At 68.5% G+C, this 19,861-nt stretch carries 17 protein-coding genes and 1 pseudogene; 12 read left to right on the forward strand and 6 right to left on the reverse strand.

The window, feature by feature from the left end:
* Positions 1-872: 872 nt before the first annotated feature.
* From sigK to JW364_RS12860, 6 genes and pseudogenes are all read left to right on the forward strand, one after another.
* A complete protein-coding gene (gene sigK / locus JW364_RS12835) occupies positions 873-1,487 on the forward strand; it encodes an ECF RNA polymerase sigma factor SigK (protein WP_068969995.1) in 615 nt (204 codons plus the stop codon).
* A gap of 67 nt (positions 1,488-1,554) precedes the next feature.
* The gene (locus tag JW364_RS12840) at positions 1,555-2,463 is read left to right on the forward strand and encodes an alpha/beta fold hydrolase (protein WP_058253730.1); all 909 of its coding nucleotides are present in this window, start codon (positions 1,555-1,557) and stop codon (positions 2,461-2,463) included.
* Positions 2,464-2,497: 34 nt separating this feature from the next.
* Positions 2,498-2,992 carry a ribonuclease E activity regulator RraA gene (gene rraA / locus JW364_RS12845; RefSeq protein ID WP_058253700.1) on the forward strand — a complete coding sequence of 165 codons (495 nt, stop codon included), beginning with the start codon at positions 2,498-2,500 and terminating at the stop codon, positions 2,990-2,992.
* A gap of 67 nt (positions 2,993-3,059) precedes the next feature.
* Positions 3,060-4,613 (forward strand): succinic semialdehyde dehydrogenase, encoded by a 1,554-nt coding sequence (locus tag JW364_RS12850; RefSeq protein ID WP_058253701.1) that lies wholly within the window; start codon positions 3,060-3,062, stop codon positions 4,611-4,613.
* 282 nt (positions 4,614-4,895) lie between these two features.
* Positions 4,896-6,115 (forward strand): annotated as a pseudogene (locus JW364_RS12855) (sorbosone dehydrogenase family protein).
* 131 nt (positions 6,116-6,246) lie between these two features.
* Complete coding sequence (locus JW364_RS12860) at positions 6,247-7,149, forward strand: alpha/beta fold hydrolase (RefSeq protein ID WP_205333926.1); 903 nt, start codon at positions 6,247-6,249, stop codon at positions 7,147-7,149.
* Here JW364_RS12860 and JW364_RS12865 read toward each other — a convergent pair.
* Together JW364_RS12865 and JW364_RS12870 are read right to left on the reverse strand one after the other, a co-directional pair.
* Entirely contained in the window at positions 7,129-7,794 is a 666-nt protein-coding gene (locus tag JW364_RS12865; RefSeq protein ID WP_205333925.1) for a hypothetical protein, read from the reverse strand. The genes JW364_RS12860 and JW364_RS12865 overlap by 21 nt on opposite strands.
* A gap of 208 nt (positions 7,795-8,002) precedes the next feature.
* Complete coding sequence (locus tag JW364_RS12870) at positions 8,003-8,695, reverse strand: DUF6474 family protein (protein ID WP_065631292.1); 693 nt, start codon at positions 8,693-8,695, stop codon at positions 8,003-8,005.
* A 227-nt stretch (positions 8,696-8,922) separates the two neighbouring features.
* Between JW364_RS12870 and JW364_RS12875 the strand changes: the two genes are divergently transcribed.
* Entirely contained in the window at positions 8,923-10,575 is a 1,653-nt protein-coding gene (locus JW364_RS12875) for a TM0106 family RecB-like putative nuclease (protein ID WP_205333924.1), read from the forward strand.
* A 44-nt stretch (positions 10,576-10,619) separates the two neighbouring features.
* On the opposite strand, the gene JW364_RS12880 is transcribed toward JW364_RS12875, so the two are convergent.
* On the reverse strand, positions 10,620-11,549 hold the full coding sequence (locus JW364_RS12880; protein ID WP_205333952.1) for a hypothetical protein: 930 nt from the start codon (positions 11,547-11,549) through the stop codon (positions 10,620-10,622).
* A 293-nt stretch (positions 11,550-11,842) separates the two neighbouring features.
* On the opposite strand from JW364_RS12880, the gene JW364_RS12885 reads away from it, so the two are divergent.
* The 3 genes from JW364_RS12885 to JW364_RS12895 all read left to right on the forward strand — a co-directional run bounded on the left by JW364_RS12885 (position 11,843) and on the right by JW364_RS12895 (position 14,273).
* Positions 11,843-12,418, forward strand: coding sequence for a helix-turn-helix transcriptional regulator (locus JW364_RS12885; protein WP_058253707.1), 576 nt, complete (start codon positions 11,843-11,845; stop codon positions 12,416-12,418).
* 124 nt (positions 12,419-12,542) lie between these two features.
* Complete coding sequence (locus JW364_RS12890; RefSeq protein ID WP_205333923.1) at positions 12,543-13,055, forward strand: hypothetical protein; 513 nt, start codon at positions 12,543-12,545, stop codon at positions 13,053-13,055.
* A 42-nt stretch (positions 13,056-13,097) separates the two neighbouring features.
* A complete protein-coding gene (locus JW364_RS12895) occupies positions 13,098-14,273 on the forward strand; it encodes an MAB_1171c family putative transporter (protein WP_205333922.1) in 1,176 nt (391 codons plus the stop codon).
* A gap of 60 nt (positions 14,274-14,333) precedes the next feature.
* On the opposite strand, the gene JW364_RS12900 is transcribed toward JW364_RS12895, so the two are convergent.
* The 3 genes from JW364_RS12900 to JW364_RS12910 form a co-directional block, all read right to left on the reverse strand.
* Positions 14,334-15,095 (reverse strand): SDR family NAD(P)-dependent oxidoreductase, encoded by a 762-nt coding sequence (locus JW364_RS12900; protein ID WP_165629234.1) that lies wholly within the window; start codon positions 15,093-15,095, stop codon positions 14,334-14,336.
* Between the two features lie 137 nt (positions 15,096-15,232).
* Complete coding sequence (locus JW364_RS12905) at positions 15,233-15,928, reverse strand: TMEM165/GDT1 family protein (RefSeq protein WP_205333921.1); 696 nt, start codon at positions 15,926-15,928, stop codon at positions 15,233-15,235.
* A 148-nt stretch (positions 15,929-16,076) separates the two neighbouring features.
* Positions 16,077-16,598 (reverse strand): hypothetical protein, encoded by a 522-nt coding sequence (locus tag JW364_RS12910; protein WP_058253731.1) that lies wholly within the window; start codon positions 16,596-16,598, stop codon positions 16,077-16,079.
* A gap of 214 nt (positions 16,599-16,812) precedes the next feature.
* Between JW364_RS12910 and JW364_RS12915 the strand changes: the two genes are divergently transcribed.
* Entirely contained in the window at positions 16,813-18,954 is a 2,142-nt protein-coding gene (locus tag JW364_RS12915; RefSeq protein WP_205333920.1) for an ABC transporter ATP-binding protein, read from the forward strand.
* Entirely contained in the window at positions 18,951-19,703 is a 753-nt protein-coding gene (locus JW364_RS12920) for an energy-coupling factor transporter transmembrane protein EcfT (RefSeq protein ID WP_065631284.1), read from the forward strand. Before JW364_RS12915 ends, JW364_RS12920 begins: the two co-directional genes overlap by 4 nt.
* The last annotated feature ends 158 nt before the right edge of the window (positions 19,704-19,861 follow it).

A 19,861-nucleotide genomic window follows, 5' to 3' on the forward strand; every position in this document is an offset into this window, starting at 1 on the left:
GCCGCATGCCCCGCCTCGGAACGCCTGACACCGTCGTTCGGCCGAGCGTTCCACACGAGAAGGCATACCGTAGGGAATGGCCTCGGCATCTGCTTCGGTAGTCATCGCACACTCGGCAGACGTCGTGTGGCAGTACATCACCGATCCCGATAACACTTCCCATGTTCTGCCCGGGACGTTGAGCACCCACGCAGACAAGCGACCACCCTATGAGGTCGGCGACCGATGGTACGGACGAGCGAAATTCTTCGGGATGACCTACGAGTGGATCGGCGTGTTCACACGCGTAGAGGTCGACCGGCTGATGGAATTTCGATCAGTCGAGTCACGCTTTCCCTTCATCACCACCGACACTCTCGACGCGGTTCCCCGGAGGTACGCGCTACACCTGCCGTGCTGTGGGCGAGCCGATGGTCCGCGGTCGTGCCGGCCGATTGCTCGACATCGGGATGTCCAAGGTGTACCAGCATGTGCTGCGGCGACACCTGTCGAAACTGCCGGGCCACATCGATGCGTGGGCATCGCACGATCGCTGACTTTGGAAGTCGGACGTCATGTGTAGTTCACCGCAGGGAGGTTTGGGTACCACCTGAGCGTCGTTGAATGATCCTGCCTCTTCGAAGGGCCTGCTGTCCTCCCAACGGGCTACAACCGAACACGATGTGTAACGACGCGCTAGGGTCCAACGACCTATTCATCGACCCCCGACGTCTGACGAGAGGTACCGGAATGGTTGTCGAAGAGCTCGCACACCAGGACCGTCGGGCGGACCGTCGCTGACATGCAACCGACCCACATCCGGTTCACGGCGACTCCCGGGCAGCCACCGAGTCTTCCCGTGCCTCGTCCCCGACCCGGCAGCACCTGAAACCGTGGCGCCGAGGGAGAGCGACGCCACCGCGAATGCGGATCATGGGGGCGGGGGAGAATCGCAGGTCCTACGGGACCTGCTGGCCCTGGTGGCCGAAGGCGACCGTGCGGCGTTCACGCGTTTCTACGACCTGACCAGTTCGCGGATCTATGGCCTCGCCGTCCGGGTGGTACGTGATCGGCACTACGCCGAGGAGATCGTCCAGGAGGCCTACCTGCAGTACTGGCAGCGTGCCGCCGATTACGACCCGACCCGCGGATCGGTGATCACCTGGATGATGACGATCGCGCACCGGCGCGCCGTCGACCGGGTCCGCACCGAGGACATGCAGACCGAGCGGCTGTCGGAGTACGGCGTCCGGGCTGCTGAACCCGAGATGACGCAGGATCTTCCGCTCGAAGCGGTGCTGCGGTCGGTGGAGGTGAGCGCAGTGCACACCTGCCTCGGACATCTCACGGAGCTGCAGCGAGGAAGCCTCGAGATGTCGTACTTCGGCGGACTCACCTATCCCGAGGTGGCGGCGCGCACCGACACGCCCCTGCCCACCACGAAATCCCGTATTCGGGACGGCCTGAGACGGCTGCGGAGCTGCCTGGACGCGCAGGACGATCGCTGACGGGTCGGCTGTGAGCGCGTCGGGCCGTCCGGTGACGCTGCGCCATCCGCGCGGGCACACTGGACGCGTGCACGAGACGACACCCGACGCGGATCAGGATTCACCCGGTGAGTTCGTGACGGTCGGGGAGCATCGGCTCCACGTGCTGGACGAGGGTTCGGGACCGCCGCTGCTGCTCATGGCGGCGCTCGGGAGCAACTGGTTCGACCTCGATCCGTTGGTCGCGCGGCTGGCCTCCTCGTGGCGGGTCGTGCGGTACGACCGCCCGGGCTACGGGCTGTCCGATCCCATCGGTCGGCGTCACCATCCCTCGCTGCTGGGCGAGGTGGAGCGGATGGCCGCGGTGCTGGACGCTCGGGGTATCACCGAACCGGTTGTCGTCGTGGGGCATTCGCTGGCGTCGCTGTATGTGGAGGCGTTCGCACGCCGATATCCCGAGCGGACCGCGGGCGTCGTCATCCTCGACGGGTCGTTCGTCCTGGTGCCGTGGCGGATCGTCCCCCTGTCGTTCCGGGTGGGCAACGCCCATCGGGTGGTCGGTGCGGCGCGCGCGGTGACGAGCCGCGTCGGAATTCGTCGCTGGCCCAGTTTCCAGGTGTGGAGCCGCGTCGTGCCCGCGCCACCGGAGGGTCGAGGCGAGCAGCAGCGCCGATGGAGTACGCGCGTCTTCGGGCAGCCGCCCTACCTCCTGGCCCTTCTCGTCGAGAACGCCGCGTTCGGGTCGATGAACCAGACGTTGCGGAGTCTGCGACGGTCCGAGCCGATGCCGGACGTCCCGGTGATCGTCGTCGTGGCGTCGTCCAGGCTCCCGGGGTGGCGCCACTTCTGGGAATGGAAGCAGCGACGGTACGCCGACGTGCTCGGTGCCCGCGACATCGCGGTACTCCCGCGGGCGCGGCACTTCCTCGTCTCGGAGCGGCCGGACGACGTCGCAGAGATCATCGACGGGGTCCGCTCGCTCCCTACCCGCGAGTAACCAGCTACTTGCGGTCACACCTAAACTGATCGGCATGAGCGAGATGACCTTCACCCCGACGGCCGACCTCGTCGACGAGATCGGTGCCGACGTCCGCAGCTGCGACACCCAGTTCACGCAGTTCGGCGGCAACCGAGAGTTCGTCGGACGCGTGTCGACCGTCCGGTGCTTCCAGGACAACGCCCTGCTGAAGTCGGTCCTCGGCGAGTCCAATCCCGGTGGTGTGCTGATCGTCGACGGCGACGCCTCCGTGCACACCGCGCTGGTGGGAGACCTGATCGCCGAACTCGGTCGATCTAACGGCTGGGTGGGGATCATCGTCAACGGCGCCATCCGCGACGCCAAGACCATCGGCGGGATGGAAATCGGGGTCAAGGCCCTGGGTACCAACCCGCGCAAGTCGACCAAGACCGGCGCCGGTGAGCGCGACGTCCCGCTGACCATCGGCGGCGAGACGTTCACCCCCGGCGACGTCGTCTACTCCGACGACGACGGCATCGTGCTCGTCGCCGCAGGAGACAACCAGTAGAGCCCCGACCGCAGACCACGATCCACATCGAAGACCGGACACCCGCACAGCGCTGAGGAGCACCGACATGCCGAAGCCCACCGCCGACTATTTCGCTCGCCTCGGTGCGCTCGTCGCCATCGACGACGCCGCGAGTCGTCCCACGCGCCCCGTCCTCGAGGCGTTCAGCGGGACGGAGATGGCGACCATCCCGGTCGCCACCGCCGACGATCTCGAGGTGGCGGTCGCCCGGGCCCGCCAGGCGCAGGAGGGATGGGCGGCCCGCACGCCGGCCGACCGCGCCGCGATCATCGACCGCTTCTCCGACCTGGTCCACCGCAACGCGGCGTCGCTGATGGACATCGCGCAGGCCGAGACCGGCAAGGCGCGCATCTACGCGCAAGAAGAGGTCATCGACGTCTCGATCACCGCGCGGCACTACGCGACGAACGGCCCCAAGCTGCTCGCCGACCGCAAGGTCAAGGGCATGCTGCCGGGCGCGACCAGCGTGCGCGTGCGGTACCTGCCCAAGGGTGTGGTCGGCATCATCAGCCCGTGGAACTACCCGCTGACGCTGGCCGTGTCCGATGCGGTGGCCGCCCTGATCGCCGGCAACGGCGTCGTGATCAAACCCGACAGCCAGACGCCGTACTGCGCGCTGGCCCTGGCCGAGTTGCTGTACGAGGCGGGTCTGCCGCGTGAGCTGTACGCCGTGGTGCCCGGTCCGGGAAGCGTTGTCGGACAGGCGATCATGGCCAGCACCGACTACGTAATGTTCACCGGCTCCTCGGAGACCGGGGCCACCCTCGCCGAACAGGCCGGGCGTCGGCTCATCGGCTTCTCGGCCGAACTCGGCGGCAAGAACCCGATGGTCGTCACCGCGAGTGCCGACATCGCCAACGCCGTGCGCGGCGCGGCGCGTGCGTCGTACTCCAACTCCGGGCAGCTGTGCATCTCGATCGAACGGATCTACGTCGACAAGAAGATCGCCGACGACTTCGCCGAGCGGTTCGCCGCGTATGTCTCCACGATGAAGCTATCGGCCTCCTACGACTTCAGCGCCGACATGGGTTCGCTGGCCTCGGCCGCCCAGATCGACACCGCCGAAGCACACGTCGAGGACGCGGTTGCCAAGGGCGCGAAGGTGCTCGCCGGCGGCAAGCGTCGCGCCGACCTGGGGCCCTTCTTCTTCGAGCCGACGGTCCTCACCGACGTCACCGACGACATGGTGTGTTTCGCGAACGAGACCTTCGGACCGGTCGTTTCGATCTACCCGGTGGACTCCACCGACGAGGCGATCAAGCTCGCCAACGACACCGACTACGGCCTCAACGCCAGCGTCTTCGCCGGTAGCAGCGCTGAGGCCCAGGAAGTCGCCGAGCGGCTGCGCGCCGGGACGGTGAACATCAACGAGGGTTACGCCGCCGCATGGGCGTCGACGGCGGCCCCGATGGGCGGCATGGGTATCTCCGGGATGGGACGCCGGCACGGTGACGAGGGTCTGCTGAAGTACACCGAGCCGCAGACCATCGCCGAGCAGCGTTTCATCGGCATCGACCGCATGCCGGTGGTCCCGACGAGCATCTACCGCGCCATCACGCCGACCGCCGTCCGCGCGTTGAAGTACCTGCCGGGGCGGTAGGGGAGTTCACTCTGCATCATTCGTGAGTGTGACGACTCGTTGCCACAAAGGGTGTCGAGTATGACGAATTTCCGTCCACCTCAGGGTGTGGGAAGGGCAGATTGCCCTTCGACCTCGCTCACAGGGACGCAAATTCCTCACCGCGAACGGCGTCGCCACCACCCGGTCGCTCCGTTTGGCCGTGGCGTCACTGCTTCCGGCGTGCCTCGGGAAGCATGACTTCGCCGATCGAGACGTCCGATGTCCTGCCCCGTCGGTGTGAGCGTGGTTACGGTAGGCCTTGTGACCCGAACACGTCGAGGACGCAGGAGATCCGTCCGATCACCGGCCCGTGGGCTTGTGGCGATGACCGCGTCCGCGGCTGTCACGGTTGGGTGGTTCTTCGCCGGCCCGGCAGCTCATGCTCGAGCGCCGTTGCAGGTCACTGCTGTGACTGGCGGTATGACCATCCCCTGGGGTGTGGTTGTTGCACCCGACGGCACGGTGCTTACCGGTGAGCGCGCGGGGCGGTTCGTTGCAGTGCGCCCCGGCGGAAAACGAGTGAACGTCAGAGCAGACCTGTCGAAGATCTTCGCGGTCCACGAGGCGGGCCTCATGGGGCTAGCCATCGACCAACGTTTCTCGGACAACCGACGCGTGTATTCGTGTCAAGCGGAGTACACGGCGCCCGGCGCCTTTGTCGTGCCGGAACCTCTTGCCGGCGCACCGATTCCGGCCCCACAGACTGGTCAGACCATCAAGGTGGTGTCGTGGCGGGTGAGCGCGGACTGGACGCAGATGACCCGTGAACGGACGGTCCTCGGTGGAATCCCCGTGACCTCCTCCGGCAGTCGTGCCGGGTGCGGCCTTTTCGCCACCGCCGACAGCCTATGGGTCGGTACTGGCGACACAGGCACACCATCCGCTACCCAGGATCGGAAGTCGCTGGGCGGCAAAGTTTTACACATCAAACTCGACGGTACGCCCGCTCCGGGTAACCCCAACCCGCGCAGTCCGATCTACAGCCTCGGGCATCGCAACGTACAGGGCGTGGCGGTCCAGCCCGGAACAGGTCGCGTGTACGCCACCGAACAGGGCACGAGCCGCGACGACGAGTTGAACCGCATCGTCGCCGGGGGCAACTACGGGTACAAGCCCGATCGGACACCGATCATCTACGACGAATCAGTTCCGATGACCGATCCGGTCCGGGTCCCGGGGGCGATCGGTCCGGTCTGGAGTTCGGGCAACACGACGATCGCTTTGCCGGGGATCCGTTCCTGCCCGAAACCGGTTGGGGCGCATACAACGGCGGCGTCGTGCTGACGGCCCTTAAAGGTAAGCGACTGGTGTTCCTCAAGCTCTCCGATGACGGACGCCACGTGGTGTCGCGAACCGAGGCCCTGAAGGACGAGCACGGTCGCCTGCGCGGGGTGGCCGTTGCGCCCGACGGCTCGCTGATCCTGACAACCAGCGACGGCAAAGGTGCAGACCGCATCCTGCGGGTGCGCTGGGACGGCTGAGCAATGCGCGACAACGTAGCCGTTGGACACGCACTCGACCGTGGTCGTCGGCGCACCGAAGTTCGCCGGTGGTACCGGCGGTCCGGCGCGCGTGATCGCCATGGTGTGAATCGGACACAGAAAGGTCATCGATGACGACGCGCATCACCCGGTTCGACCGCGGACCCCACACCTTCGACGTCACCGACGAAGGTCCGATCGACGGTGAACCGATCGTGCTGTTGCACGGGTTCCCCCAGCGGGCCTCGTGCTGGGAACTGGTCGCGGAAATCCTGCACGACAACGGGTTCAGGACCCTCGCACCGGACCAGCGTGGGTACTCGCCCGGTGCTCGCCCCGCACGCCGACGGGACTACGTGCAGAGCGAACTGACCGCCGACGTGCTCGCCCTGCTCGACGCCGCCGGCCTCGAACGAGCCCACGTCGTCGGCCACGACTGGGGCGCACTCGTCGGGTGGGCGGTCGCCGCGCACCATCCCGCGCGGGTGAAGACGCTGACCGCCCTGTCTGTTCCGCACCCAGGGGCCTTCCTGCGCTCGATGCGCCACGGACAGGTCTTCCGGTCCTGGTACATGGCCGCCTTCCAGATTCCGGTCCTGCCCGAGAAGTTCCTCGGCTGGGCGATGCGAACACAACCGGACTTCGGGGAGCGGATGGGACTTCCGCAACCGTTCGCGTCGCGGATCGCCCGCGAGATCGGTGAGTACGGCGCCCTCCCCGGCGCGCTGGGGTGGTATCGCGCGATGCCGCTCCCCGACAGGCGATCCGCGCCCCGGCCGGTCCGCGTCCCGACCACGTTCGTGTGGGGCGACGCCGACCCGGCGATCGGCGAGGAGGCGGCCCGCCTGTGTTCGGGGTGGGTCGACGCGAAGTACGAGTTCATCGCGTTGCGCGGCGCCGACCATTGGCTGCCGGAAGCGCACGCCGACGACGTTGTCGCCGCGGTTCTCGACCGGGTCGGCGATCTCGCCCCGGCGAACGGGTCGACCACCGCCCGGTCGGCGGTGGGACCGTCAGCGCAGGACTCGGCGTAACACGACGAAGACGATCAGCGCGACTACAGCTGCGAGTCCGGCATACGCGGGCGTGAGATTGGTGGTCGGGGGTTCGGTGGGCGAACCCGATCGCAACTGCGCGAAAGTCGCACGGGCGGCGTCTGATTCGGCGACCACATCGACCGGCGGGTGTGTGGGCGCGGGCGTGGGATCGGCGGGCGCGGGGGCCGAGGACGCGGTCGGGGCCGGCTTCGGGGAGTGCGTCACCGGCGGCTCGGGGGGCGACGCCGGGGTCGTGGCCGACGACACCTGAGGCGCTTCGGGTTCCGGGGTCGGAGTCGGCGGATCCACTGGCTCCGGGGCGGGCGGCGCCGACTTCGGCGGCGCCTTCTTGGCAGGTGCCTTCTTGGCTGCCGACTTCTTCGCCGGTGCGGCCCCCGCGGCCTTTTTCGCGGGGCTCTTCTTGGCCGGCGCCTTTTTCGCGGGGCTCTTCTTCGCCGCCTTCTTCGGCGGGAGCTTGTCGCCGCCGGATTCGGCGGCCGCCGTCTCCGGCGAGGCCTTCTTCGCTACCGGCGCGTCGGGTACGGAGGCGGACTCTTCCGGTGCGGCAATCGGGAACAGCGCCTGCTCGTCTTGGTTCGACTCACCGGCGGACGGCGTGGCGTTCGGATCCGGCTCGGTCATACGGCGCTCCCTCGCAAGTGTCCGGCAGGCGCCCGGCAACTGCTGCGCCGCGCGACACGTTCGCACCCATCCTAATGGTGTGCCCCGGAACCGGGCACCGGCGACCGGATCCCGCAGCCTGTTTCCACACGTACCGCTGATCGCTCGCCGATCTCACCCAAGCGGCCGCCGCCCACCGGCGCGGCGAGGACCCGGCTCGGACCGTGGGTCAGGAACGGACCCCGAGCCGTGCGAGGATGTCGGCGTCGACGGCTTCGAGTTCGTCGGCGATGGACTTGTGGGCGGTGCGGCGCTGACCGGCCGACATCGTCTCGGCGGTCTGCACCGCGACGTCCAGATTGTCGAGGCGCTTGGTCATCGCCGCGACGAAATCCGTGGAGTCGGAGCTGGTGTCCTGCGCGACGACCTTCTCCAGTGCCGTACGGGTGGTCGCGATCCGCGCGGACAGGGTCGCTCCGTGACCGCTGAACTGGCGCAACACCTCCGGTGAGACCCCCGCGCGGTTCGCCTGCAGTGTGGAGAGCTGTTCGCGTCCGGCGACCGCGGCCCGGTAGACGACGGGTGCGGCGATCGGTGCCACGAGCCGGGCGACGGTGAGGTAGCGCTTCACGCTGGCCGGGCTGAGAGCCTTCGCGTCGGCCGCGGCCTGCGCCTCGACGGCGAACTTCTTCGCCTCGGCCTTGCTCACCTTCGTCTGGGACTTGGCGAGCTGCTTGGCGGTCTTGCGCTCGGCCTTCATCTCCTTCTGGAAGTACTTGTGCTCGTTCTTGCGCCGGGCCTTTTGTTCCTTGCGCCGCGACTTGGCGTCGAACTTGGCCTCCAGCTTGGCTTTCGCCTTGAGAGCCTTGGCCTCTGCCTTGCGCTGAGCACGAGTCGTACCGTCGGAGGAGAACAATCCCATCGAATGCCCTTTCGCTGCTGCCGAGAAGACCGCAGTGGACCCCCGGCCTGCTCTCGTTCCGCTCCCGGCGCCGGTGTCGACCGGCTCGCTCGATCGCGTCCGGCGCCGCACTTCGTGGCCCCGCTCGCTTCGCTCCCGACGTCAGGCGCGCGTGATAACAAGTACAAGCATGACATGTGGTTGTATCCGACCACGTGTCCGTCCGTTCGAGCCCGGAAAGGGATGGCGTGGTCCCTGTCGTGTTGTCGCCGCGCGACCTCGCCGGTTGCGAGCACCGGGTCGCCCTCGATTTCGCGCACGACAGACGTCCCGCCGACGAACCCGATCCGCCTGGCGTGCAGCGCCGCAAGGAGGCCGCGGCCGACCATCGGGCGGCGATCCGCGAGCTGCTCCGGGGGGTACACAGCGATCAGCCGGGCGCGTTCGTGGTCGTCGACGCCGATGCGAGCACCGCTGAGCGCGTCGCGGCCACGCTGCGTGCCTGCGACGCCGGGGCGTCGTGGATCTGGAACGCGACCCTGCCGACCGACCGGGAGCACGGGCGCCGTGGCCATTCCGAACTGCTGGTGCGGGTCGGGGACGGTTACACACCCGTCATCGTCGTCAACCACCGGGTCAGCCAGCCGGCGAAATCGACGACGGAACCGGACGGGCGCGCGCCCAGCCTGGTGACCAGTCCGTTCTGGATGTGGGCACCGAGCCCCGACCCGTATCGGACCGGCCGGCCGAACCGACGGGACAACCTCCGGCTGGCTCATCTCACCGCCATGCTCGTGGAGATCGGCAGGGCGTCGTCGACCGACACGACAGAGTTGCGCGGCGGCGTGATCGGCGTGGACGCGGACTGCATCGTCGTCCTGGACACCGGGGCGATGCTCGAGGACTACTCGGCGATCCTCGAGCATCGGCTCGCGGTCGCGGGTGGGCAGGTCCCCACCGAGCCCCGCCGGATCAGCGAATGCCGTTCGTGCCCGTGGTGGGTGCGCTGCGGACCGGAGCTCGAGGAGAAGCGCGACGTCAGTCTCGTGGCGAGCGGCAACCAGGGTTCGGTCCTGATTGATGCCGGGATCACGACGATCGACGAACTGGCCGCACAGCGCGGGGCCCCACCGGAGGGCTGGCCGGGAGGCGTCCGGTTCGGCGACGCGATCATCAACGCGATCGCCTGGCTCACCGGCACCGAGCTCGTCCGGCGCGTCGACTCGCCGCGGGTCCACCGCGCCGACATCGAGATCGACGTCGACATGGAGAGCTACGGCGAGCACGGGGCGTATCTGTGGGGGACACTGCGCACCGACACCACCGACTCGTCCGCGCCCGTCGAGTACCGCCCGTTCGTCACCTGGGACCCGCTGCCCACGCGCGACGAAGCGCGGTCGTTCGCCGAGTTCTGGGGATGGCTCATGGCCGAACGCGCCGCCGCCCGCGAGGCCGGGAAGACGTTCGCGGCCTACTGCTACTCCCAGCAGGCGGAGAACCGATGGCTGCTGGGGTCGGCCGACCGCTTCGCCGGCGAGCCGGGCATCCCGGCGCGCGCCGAGGTCCAGGCCTTCATCGCATCGTCGGAATGGGTGGACATCTACGAGGCGGTCGGCGAGAACTTCATCTGCCCGCGGGGCAAGGGCTTGAAACGAGTGGCGCCGGTCGCGGGGTTCTCGTGGCGCGACGACGACGCGAGCGGCGAGGCGTCGATGGAGTGGTACCGGGCGGCTGTCGCGCTCGGGGGCGGGCGCCCCGACGACGGGCAGCGCCGGCGACTTCTCGAATACAACGAAGACGATGTCCGTGCCACAAAAGTGTTGCGCGAGTGGATGACCGACGGCGCGGCCGCGCAGGTGCCGCACGAGCGGGATCTGCTCGACCGGTTCCGGGCGAGCTGACGACCTCAGCCGAACCGTTGGGTCGAACGTCTCGCCGCCGCGTCTCAGGGACGCATCGAGCGCAACGAGTCGAGGAACGACCCGCTGCCGAGCAGGGCGACGGCGCCGAGCAGCAACAGTGCTCCCGGCGCCACGCCGAGGACGAACTTCCGCACCGACGTCAACGTCGAGTCCTCCGGCACACCGGTCGAGGCCTGCGGCGGATCGACCGGCGGACCCGCGGCACCCGCAACCGTCTGCGAGGTGTCGGTGCCGTCGGCTTCGACGCCGGTGTCGGGCTGTGGAGAACGACGATCGGTGTCCGGCCCGCTGCCGGAGCCGGAGTCCGGAGTCGGCCCGGTCGAACCACCTCCACCAGGCGGGGCGACCGTCGGTACGTCGGTGACGGCCGGACCGGTGTTCGCGGGGACCCCGGCCAGGTCGGACTCGCTCACATCGCCATCGGACGCCGAGGGAGCGTCCTCCTCCCGGCGGATGCCGCGGGACGGGTCGTCACCGTCGCCATCGCGCCCGGACGTGGTTTCGCGCCCGGACGTCGACGGATCCGGATCGCCGGTACTGGTCGTGGTCGTGGTCTCGCTCGTCGTGTCCGACGTCCCTGGCATGGGCGACGATCCACAACCGCAGCCCGTGGGATGGGACGGTGCGGAGGACTCGTCCGTGGTCTCGGGGTCCGTGGTTTCGGGTTCGGTCGTCTCGGGGTCATCGGTTGCCGAGCCCGCGGGTGTGTCGGTGTCGGTGTCGTCGACCTCGTCCGTGTCATCGGGATCGCTGTCGGAGTCGGAGTCGGAGTCGGAGTCGGAGTGGGCGTCACCGGCCCAGTCCGCGCCTGGCGCATCGGGGCCGGGTGGGGCTGTCGAGGCCACCCCGGGCGCGACGACGGTGAAGAGAATCGCGGCGAGAGCGATCAGAAGGACGGCGAGACCACGCGGCTTGGCACGGGCGCCGCGGGGGGTCGGGAGACGGTGGCTCATCGTTCGTCAGGCGTACAGTCGAGGGGGTGAAACATCGTCGCTGACACCATGCGGCGGATCGACGCGCACCGCGGGCCGAACCCGAATGTTCATCTGACGGATCCGCGTCGGCAACCCATGACCCCCATGAATGTGAAGAACGCCACACTATCGATCGTTACACCATCTTTACAGGTGATACGCGCAGAGCGCGGCGGTCCGGTACTTTCTGATCGTACCGATCGTTGCAACGGCCGTGTACAGCGGGCTTTAATGCTTGCAAATTCAAATTTTGCGTTTCGGAGAAGATTGTCATGACTTCAGGAGGGGCGGAGAAGCCTATGGGCGACACCGGACGCACCGACTCCGATCGTTCGAGGACGACGGACGCGGATGCTCTCGACCCCGGGCTGTTCGCCCGGCGGCTCGAGGAACTGTTCCGGACGGTTCCTGGTCCGAACGGTAGGGCGTACAGCGCGAAGGCGATCGCGGCGCGATCGACCGAGCGGGGTTTCCGACTCGGCGAGTCGTATCTGAGCCAACTGCGATCGGGGAAGGCCAAGTCTCCCTCGTTCCGCACGGTGGAGGGGATCGCGGCCGCTTTCGGGGTCGACGTGCACTACTTTCTCGAGGATCGGGCCGCGCAGCGTACCCGCGACGAGATCGATCTGATGCGGTTGCAGGCCGACACGAACGTCCAGCTGGCGGCCTTCCGCCTGGCCGGGTTGTCGAGTGATTCGGTCACGGTGGTGAACGAGCTAATCAAGGTGCTGCGCGAGCAGCAGGGTCTGCCCAAGGATCCGCCGGACGTGATCGCGGCCGGTCTGAGCGACACCAAGCCGTCGGCCGATTCGCGGCTTCGCGTCGTCGGAGACCACAGCGACGACTGACCGCCGGTGAGGCGTTCGCGGAGCCATTCGTTCCGGACCGAGGGGTGTCGGCCCGGACAGGCCAGCGAAGTCGATCGCTGCGGGTGGATTCCGGCGTGGTGCGCGCTCGTGATTCGATGAGCTCATGCGTCGATCCGAGCGCGCATTGCGCGCATTGTGCCGCGCCGAGCTGAAGGGGCTCGATCTCGATCTGCCCCTCGACGTGGCTCAACTCTGCGAACGGTACGGTGACCGTCGCGGTCGGCCCATCCGCTTGATCGAGCATGCCTTGCCCGCGGGGGTTCCCAACGGCATCTGGCTGGCCGCGACCGACGCGGACTACTTCTTCCACCAGGCCCACACCTCACGCTTGCACCGCAACCAGATCGTCGTCCACGAGTTCGGCCATCTGATCGCCGGCCATCAGATCCTCGGTGAGGCCTCGGCGGCGGGGATCGCCGCCCTGACGCAGGACGAGTCGGCAGCCGCGCTCCGGCGCACGTGCTACTCCGACGACGCCGAGTGGGAAGCCAAGATGCTCGCCTCGTTGATTCTCGGCTGGGCCGAGGACGCCGGCACCGGCGTCGGGAGCACCGCGTCGCACGGCGAACTGCGTGGACTCCAGAAACTGTTGGGGGGTCATCGCGGATGGCTGTGACACGCCGGTCGGTTGCGGCACCGGGAAGAATGTGAGTCCCTGTTGGGCGTGATCACTGTCGCGGGCGGGGGCCCGACGGTCAATCTGCTGGCCTCCGGGGTGGACGTCGGGATCGGCGCGGTCAACGCCGTCGCCGCGGGCGTCTTCGCCCTCGCGTTCTGTTGGCGCCTCGATCAGATCCGCCGTGCGGGATGGGGGTTGCAGCCGCTGGCGATGATGATCGCCGTGGCGGCGCTGACCCTCGCATTCGTCGTCGTCGACGACTCGGTCGCAGACGTGCTCAACGAGGTCGGTTTCACCGGCCTGTCGAGGGTGGCGTTCTACGCGCTCCTCGCGATCGGGGTCGCGGCGCTCGTGGTGGTGTTCTTCTTCCCCGGGAAGGTCACGCGCGAACGCCGGGCCGGATGGGAGGCATTGCCCCTCGTCGTGGCACTCGTCGGGCTGCAGGTGACCATGCTGGTCATCCCGGTCGAGATCCGGACCGCGACCATCGACGAATGGACCGTCCAGAACTGGGGTTTCGCGCTGTTCATGCTGATCGCCAGCGGTTACCTCGCCTACGGCTTCGTCGCCTGCGTCAACAGCGTCCGCAAGTTCCATGCGACGGCGGACGGCTATCTCCGTGTGTCCCTTGGCCTTCTGATGACGGGTCTGACGTGTCTCGCGGTCGGCGCGGTCTGTCAGATCGTGTTCGTGATCGTGTCCGCGACGAACGTCGTCCGGTCGCCGTGGCTCCTGACGACGAATCGGGCCGTCGCCATCGTCGGCGTCGTCACGTTCCTGATGGGGATCAGCTATCCGATGGTCTACGCGCGGGTTCAGTCGGTCGCGGCCAACCGGCGTCGTCGACGCCTCGACGCCGAACTCGTGCCCCTGTGGCGACTGGTGACCGACGCGGTCCCCCAAGTGGTGCTACCGGATGCCGGCCGGCTGACACCGACCACCCGATTGCATCGGCGCGTCGTCGAGACCCGAGACGCGTTGACGCAGTTGAGTCCTCGGGTCCCGGCGGTGTTCGGGTATGCCGAACCCGAGGTGCAGGCGAGGCTGTTGCGGGCCGCCGTGGCCGGACACGATCCGCGAGAGGGTGACGGCGGTGCCGTCCGAGACCTGGCGCCGGCCGATGGCGAGGGTCTCGAAGCTGATGCCGTGCCGTTGATCAGACTGGCCCGGGCGCTCGACGCCGAACAGTTAGTCGAGGAGCCGGCCGACCGGTGATGCGCCGGCCGGCCCTCGAACAGGCATGTCGCCGTAGATGAATCAGGTGAGTCGGTCGGACTAGCGCGGCGCCATCCGGATCGCGCCGTCCATGCGGATGGTCTCTCCGTTGAGGTAGTTGTGCGCGACGATGAACTCCGCCAATTGCGCGTACTCGTCGGGCTCGCCGAGACGCTGCGGAAACGGGATGCCCTCGGCGAGGGTCTTCTGGAACTCGGGGGTGACACCAGCCAGCATCGGCGTGCTGATGGTGCCGGGGGCGATGGTGCACACGCGCACGCCGACGCGTGCGAGGTCGCGAGCCGCCGAGATGGTCATCGCGTGCACACCACCCTTCGACGCCGCGTAGGCGATCTGACCGATCTGGCCTTCGAACGCGGCCACCGATGCGGTGTTGATGATGACGCCGCGCTGACCGTCGCCGTCGATGGTGGACTCTTCCTGCATGCGGTTGGCGGCCAGTCGCATGACGTTGAAGGTGCCGACCAGGTTGATGTCGATGACCTTGCGGAAGAGGTCGAGCTCGTGCGGGCCCTTCTTGCCGAGTATCCGTGCGGCCCAGCCGACGCCGGCGCAGTTGACCGCGACACGCAGCGGTGCCCCGGACTCGGCGATGGTGTCGATGACGGCCTGGACCTGGGTCTCGTCGGTGACGTCGGCCGCGACCAGCGTGACTCCGTCGGTGGGCGCGGCCTTGTCGATCGAGGCCTGCAGGTCGAGGCCGAAGACCTGGGCGCCGGCTGCGGCGAAACGCCGTGCGGTGGCCGCACCGAGGCCGGAGGCCCCGCCGGTGACCAGTACGGAAGCGCCTGAAACGTCCATGTGTGAGGTGATCCTTTCGCGGTACCCGACCCGTTCTCCTGCCGGCCGCGCCGCCGTCGTCGGCGACGCCGCTCCGGCTCGTGCTGCAGTTTCACGATAGTCAGACGGCTCGCACCAACCGCGAAAGACCCCCTGAATTACCGAACGAGCGCTCGGACGCTCTCGTCGGAACGGAGGCGATTCTCCCGGCGGATCAGCACGATGCCGATCCCGGTGATGATCACGACTGCACTGAGCGTGCCGGCGATCACGGGCACCGACGCACCGATCAGACCGTCGGTGATGAGCCAGGCCGCGAACGCGAAGAAGAGAACTGCCGCGCCGATCGCGATGACGCGCTCGGGGAGGTGGCGGCCGAGGAGCACACCCACGCCGATGGCGAGTGCGTCGGCGGCGACCATGCCGAGCGTGGACCCGATCCAGACCCCGAGCCAGTCGTTGTCGGTGGCCAGCGTGATGGTCGCGAGCATGGTCTTGTCGCCCAGTTCGGCGAGGAAGAACGCCGACATGACGGCGAAGAACACCGAGGCGCCGACGCGGGTCGCCCGGTTGGACTCCTCGTCGTCGAGCCGGTCTCCGCGCAGCGTCCAGAGGCCGAAGACGAGCATCGCCAGGCCGGCGAGGATCGTCAGGAGCGTGGTGGGTATCGACAGACCGAGGAAGTGGCCGAAGAACACCGAGACCGCGTGCACTGCGGTGGTGGCCACAGTGATCGCGAGGAGGATGACCCACCAGCGATAGCGCAGGGCGTAGGTCATCGCCATCAGCTGTGACTTGTCACCGAGTTCGGCCACGAAGATCACGCCGAAGCTGAGGAGCAGGGCGGCAATCACGGACGCCAGGTTAGTCAGCGCTAACTCGCGGAAGCAACTCGTCGAAGACCCGTATTTCCGCAGGTAGGGCCATCAAAATCAGATGTTCGGGGACCCGTATCCACGGGGTCGGTGACCCGTCGTATGGCCTTCGGACAGCCGCCCCGCCCTACGCTGCGAGAAGCATGGCCAGCACGGCGGTGTCGGGGTCGGCGTTGGGGTCGATACCCACCTGATTGCGGAGGTTGACCACCGTGCCGTCGGCCTCCGCCTCGGCCCATCCCGCCCGGTGTTCGAGCCCGAGTTCGGGGAGTCCGGGTAGCAGCACGCAGCCGGAGGCGACCTGGGAACACTCGGGCAGGGACGGGCGCGTCTGCGACGGGGGATGCAGCATGACCAGCGCCGGCGGATTGTTCAGGAAGCGGCCCGCCTCGACGAAGCTGTCGTCGACGACATTGCCGATCGCGACCATCATCCCGACGGTGTCCGCCTCACCCTGCTCCGGACGCTGCTCGACCACGCCGAAGATCGTCGTCGTGGGCAGGAAACCCGGCCGGCAGGCGATCCGGACCGAGGCCACCAGCGTCTGCGTCCACTCGAGCGTCGACTCCGGCCAGCGGCCCGAGATGAGAATGCCGTTCAGCGTGCCCTCGTGCTGGAACGGTGTGAGGCCGATCGGAATCGATTGCATCATGTCCTCCTCCGACCCGGGCACGACCTCGGGGTGATCCACGGACTGGGGACCGACGGCCGACCCTGGTGAGAAGACCTTCCACCGGTGACGAGGCGTCGACAACTCGAATCACCGTGTTGTGATGGATCTTTAACATGCGAACGAACGACAGCGGTGGTCGCGGAGCACTGTCCCCGCCGGTGGGGGCGACGACACCAGGCACACTGGACCGGTGAAGAACTCGCCCCCGCTGCGACCCATGGAGTTCGCGTCCGTCGCGATCTTCGGCGGACTGACCGTCGCGGCGGTGGTCATCGCGTCGGTCATCCCACTGGCCCAGGCCGCCGGACTGCTCGGCCCGGTGCCGCTCGCACTCATCGCGGCGCGTACGCGGCCGCGGGCCCTGGTCACCGCCACGGTCGCCACCACCGCGGTGGCGTTCGCGATGGCGGGCACCGGCGCGATGGCAACCGTCCTCGGGTCCGCGCTGGTCGGCGGCCTGGTCGGCGACATCAAGCGGCGGGGCCGGGGGATCGGTGTGCTCGGTGTCGCCACGCTCGTCGCCTCGCCGGTGCTCGGTGGGATCTCCGTGCTGATCCTCCTGATCCTGGTGCCGCTGCGTGAGCTGACGATCGAGGCGATGACCAACTCCATCCACGGCGTCGCGAAGTGGCTGCACGGATGGGGACCGACCGGCGGCGTCGCCGATGGGCTCGACGCCATGAGCCGGAGCATCGCCGACGACTGGTGGGTGTGGGTCTGGGTGTCGGGAACCCTCGGCACCGCGATCTCGCTGCTCGTCGCGTGGTGGATCCTCGGTTCCGTGATCAGCAGGCTGCGGGACGTGCCGAGCGAGGACACGCTCGACGCCGTCCCGTCGGGGTTCGCCCCGGCCGCGGTGGTCGCCGCGGCCCACGATCCGGGCATCGCGCCGCTTCCGCTGGTCTTCGAACGCGTCGGGTTCGCGTATGCGCCCGAAGCCCGCCCGGTGCTGCACGACATCGACCTGCGGATCGATCCCGGTGAGTTCGTCGCCGTCGTCGGCGCCAACGGTTCCGGGAAGTCGACGCTGGCAAAGATCCTGGCCGGGCGTGACCCGTCCACCGGCGTGGTCCACCGGCCGGGCCTGCCCGGTCTGGGCGCGCACGGCGGGACCGCGCTCGTCCTGCAGCGTCCAGAGATACAGATGCTGGGTTCCCGCGTTGCCGACGACGTCGTCTGGGGTCTGCCGCCCGGCGTCGACGTCGATGTCGAAGCACTGCTCGACGAGGTCGGTCTCGCCGGACTCGGTGACCGGGAGACCACGGACCTGTCCGGCGGTCAGCAACAGCGGCTGGCAATCGCCGCGGCGCTCGCCCGGGATCCGCAGCTCCTCATCGCCGACGAGGTGACGTCGATGGTCGACCCGGAAGGCCGGGGACAATTGCTGGCGCTGCTGGCGGGCCTCCCGGCACGCCGGGGGATCGCCGTCGTCCTGGTGACGCACCGCGGCAGCGAGGCGGCGGCGGCCGATCGGGTGATCCACCTGGCCGGGGGACGCCTCGTGCCGCACGCGCCCGACTGGATGCCGGGTCCCGACGCCGACCTGGGCGCGCCGAACCCGCGCCCGTCGCCCCCGCCCGCACCGACCTCGCGGATCGGCGGGCCGCTCCTCGTGCTCGACCAGGTGGGTTACGCGCACCTGCCGGGCTCACCGTGGGAGGTCGTTGCCCTGCAGGACATCTCGCTGACGGTCTACCGCGGCGAGGGACTCCTCGTCGTCGGCGGCAACGGATCGGGCAAGACGACACTCGCGTGGATCATGGCCGGCCTGCTTCTGCCCGGGACCGGTACCTGCCGTCTGCTGGACATCCACGAGAAGATCACTCCCGGAGCGGGTTTCGACGCCGGAACGCCGATGACGGAGCGGGTCGGCGCGGTCGGACTCGGATTCCAGCACGCGCGTCTGCAACTGCAGAAGGTCACCGTCGCCGACGAGATCATGGCGGCCGGTGGGGAGAAGGTGGGCACCGCCGAGGTCGCCCGGGTCCTCGAACTCGTCGGGTTGCCGCGCCGGATGGCGGTCACCAAGGTCGACGCGCTGTCGGGCGGACAGATGCGGCGTGTCGTGCTGGCCGGTCTCATCGCGCGTCATCCCGACCTGCTGGTCCTGGACGAGCCGCTGGCCGGTCTCGATCCGCCGGCACGCGAGGAGATCGTCGCACTGCTGGCCCGGCTCCGCGCCGACGGGATGACCATCGTGATCATCTCGCACGACTTCGAGTCGTTGGAGTCGGTGTGTACCCGACGGGTCCGGCTGGTCGACGGGCGTCTCCTGCCCGATTCGCATCAGATGATCGACCAGGCACCCGGCTGGGACGGAGGAACCCGATGACGATGCGTACCGTCCCGCTGCGGCAGGTGCCCGGCGACTCGTTCGTGCACCGGCTGTGGGCGGGGACCAAACTCGTGATCGTGCTGATCCTCGGGATCATGACCTGGGTGCTGCCGTCGTGGCCGGCGCTGGGCATGGTCGCCGCGGTGGTGGTGATCACTGCCCTCGTCGCGGGAATCCCGTTGGGCGCCATACCTCGTCCGCCGTGGTGGTTCTGGGGTCTGATCGGCATCGGTGTCGCGTTCAACGTGTCGTTCGCCGGCATCCCCGGCGCCCTGGTCTTCCTACGCGCGATCACCTTGGCACTCGTCCTCGTCGCCAGTTCGATCCTCGTCATCTGGACCACTCCCATGGCCGACGTGGCGCCGGCGCTGGCGCGGCTGATGCGCCCGCTGCGGTGGCTCCGGCTGCCCGTCGACGAGTGGGCGGTCGCGATCGCGTTGTGTCTCAGGGGTCTTCCGCTGCTCATCGAGGAGTTGCGGATGCTGCGTGCGGCGCATCGCCTCCGGCCGACGGCCAAGGGCCGCAGCGACCATCCGTCGGCAGAGATGGGGATCATGGATCTGATCACCGCGGCGATGTCGTCGGCGCTCCGACGCAGCGCCGAGATGTCCGAGGCGATCACCGCCCGGGGCGGCACCGGCCGCCTGACCGCCCATCAGGCCGGCCCCGGGCGCGCAGATGTGGTGGCGCTCATCGTCATCGGCCTGGCCTGCGCGGTCGCCATCACTGTCACGCTCGTTCTCTGAGGGACGCGTCCCCACCGCTCCCTGAGGAGCGTCCGGAGCTTGCGGAGGGCGCGTCACGAAGGGTCTTTGGCGAGACGACTTGCGGACGACCCTTCGTGACGCTCGCAAGCTCGCTCCTCAGGGAGCAGGGGGAGGCTTCGCCCGCACGTGGGGAAGGG

Source organism: Gordonia sp. BP-119 (assembly GCF_016924115.1).
Classification (GTDB): domain Bacteria; phylum Actinomycetota; class Actinomycetes; order Mycobacteriales; family Mycobacteriaceae; genus Gordonia; species Gordonia hongkongensis.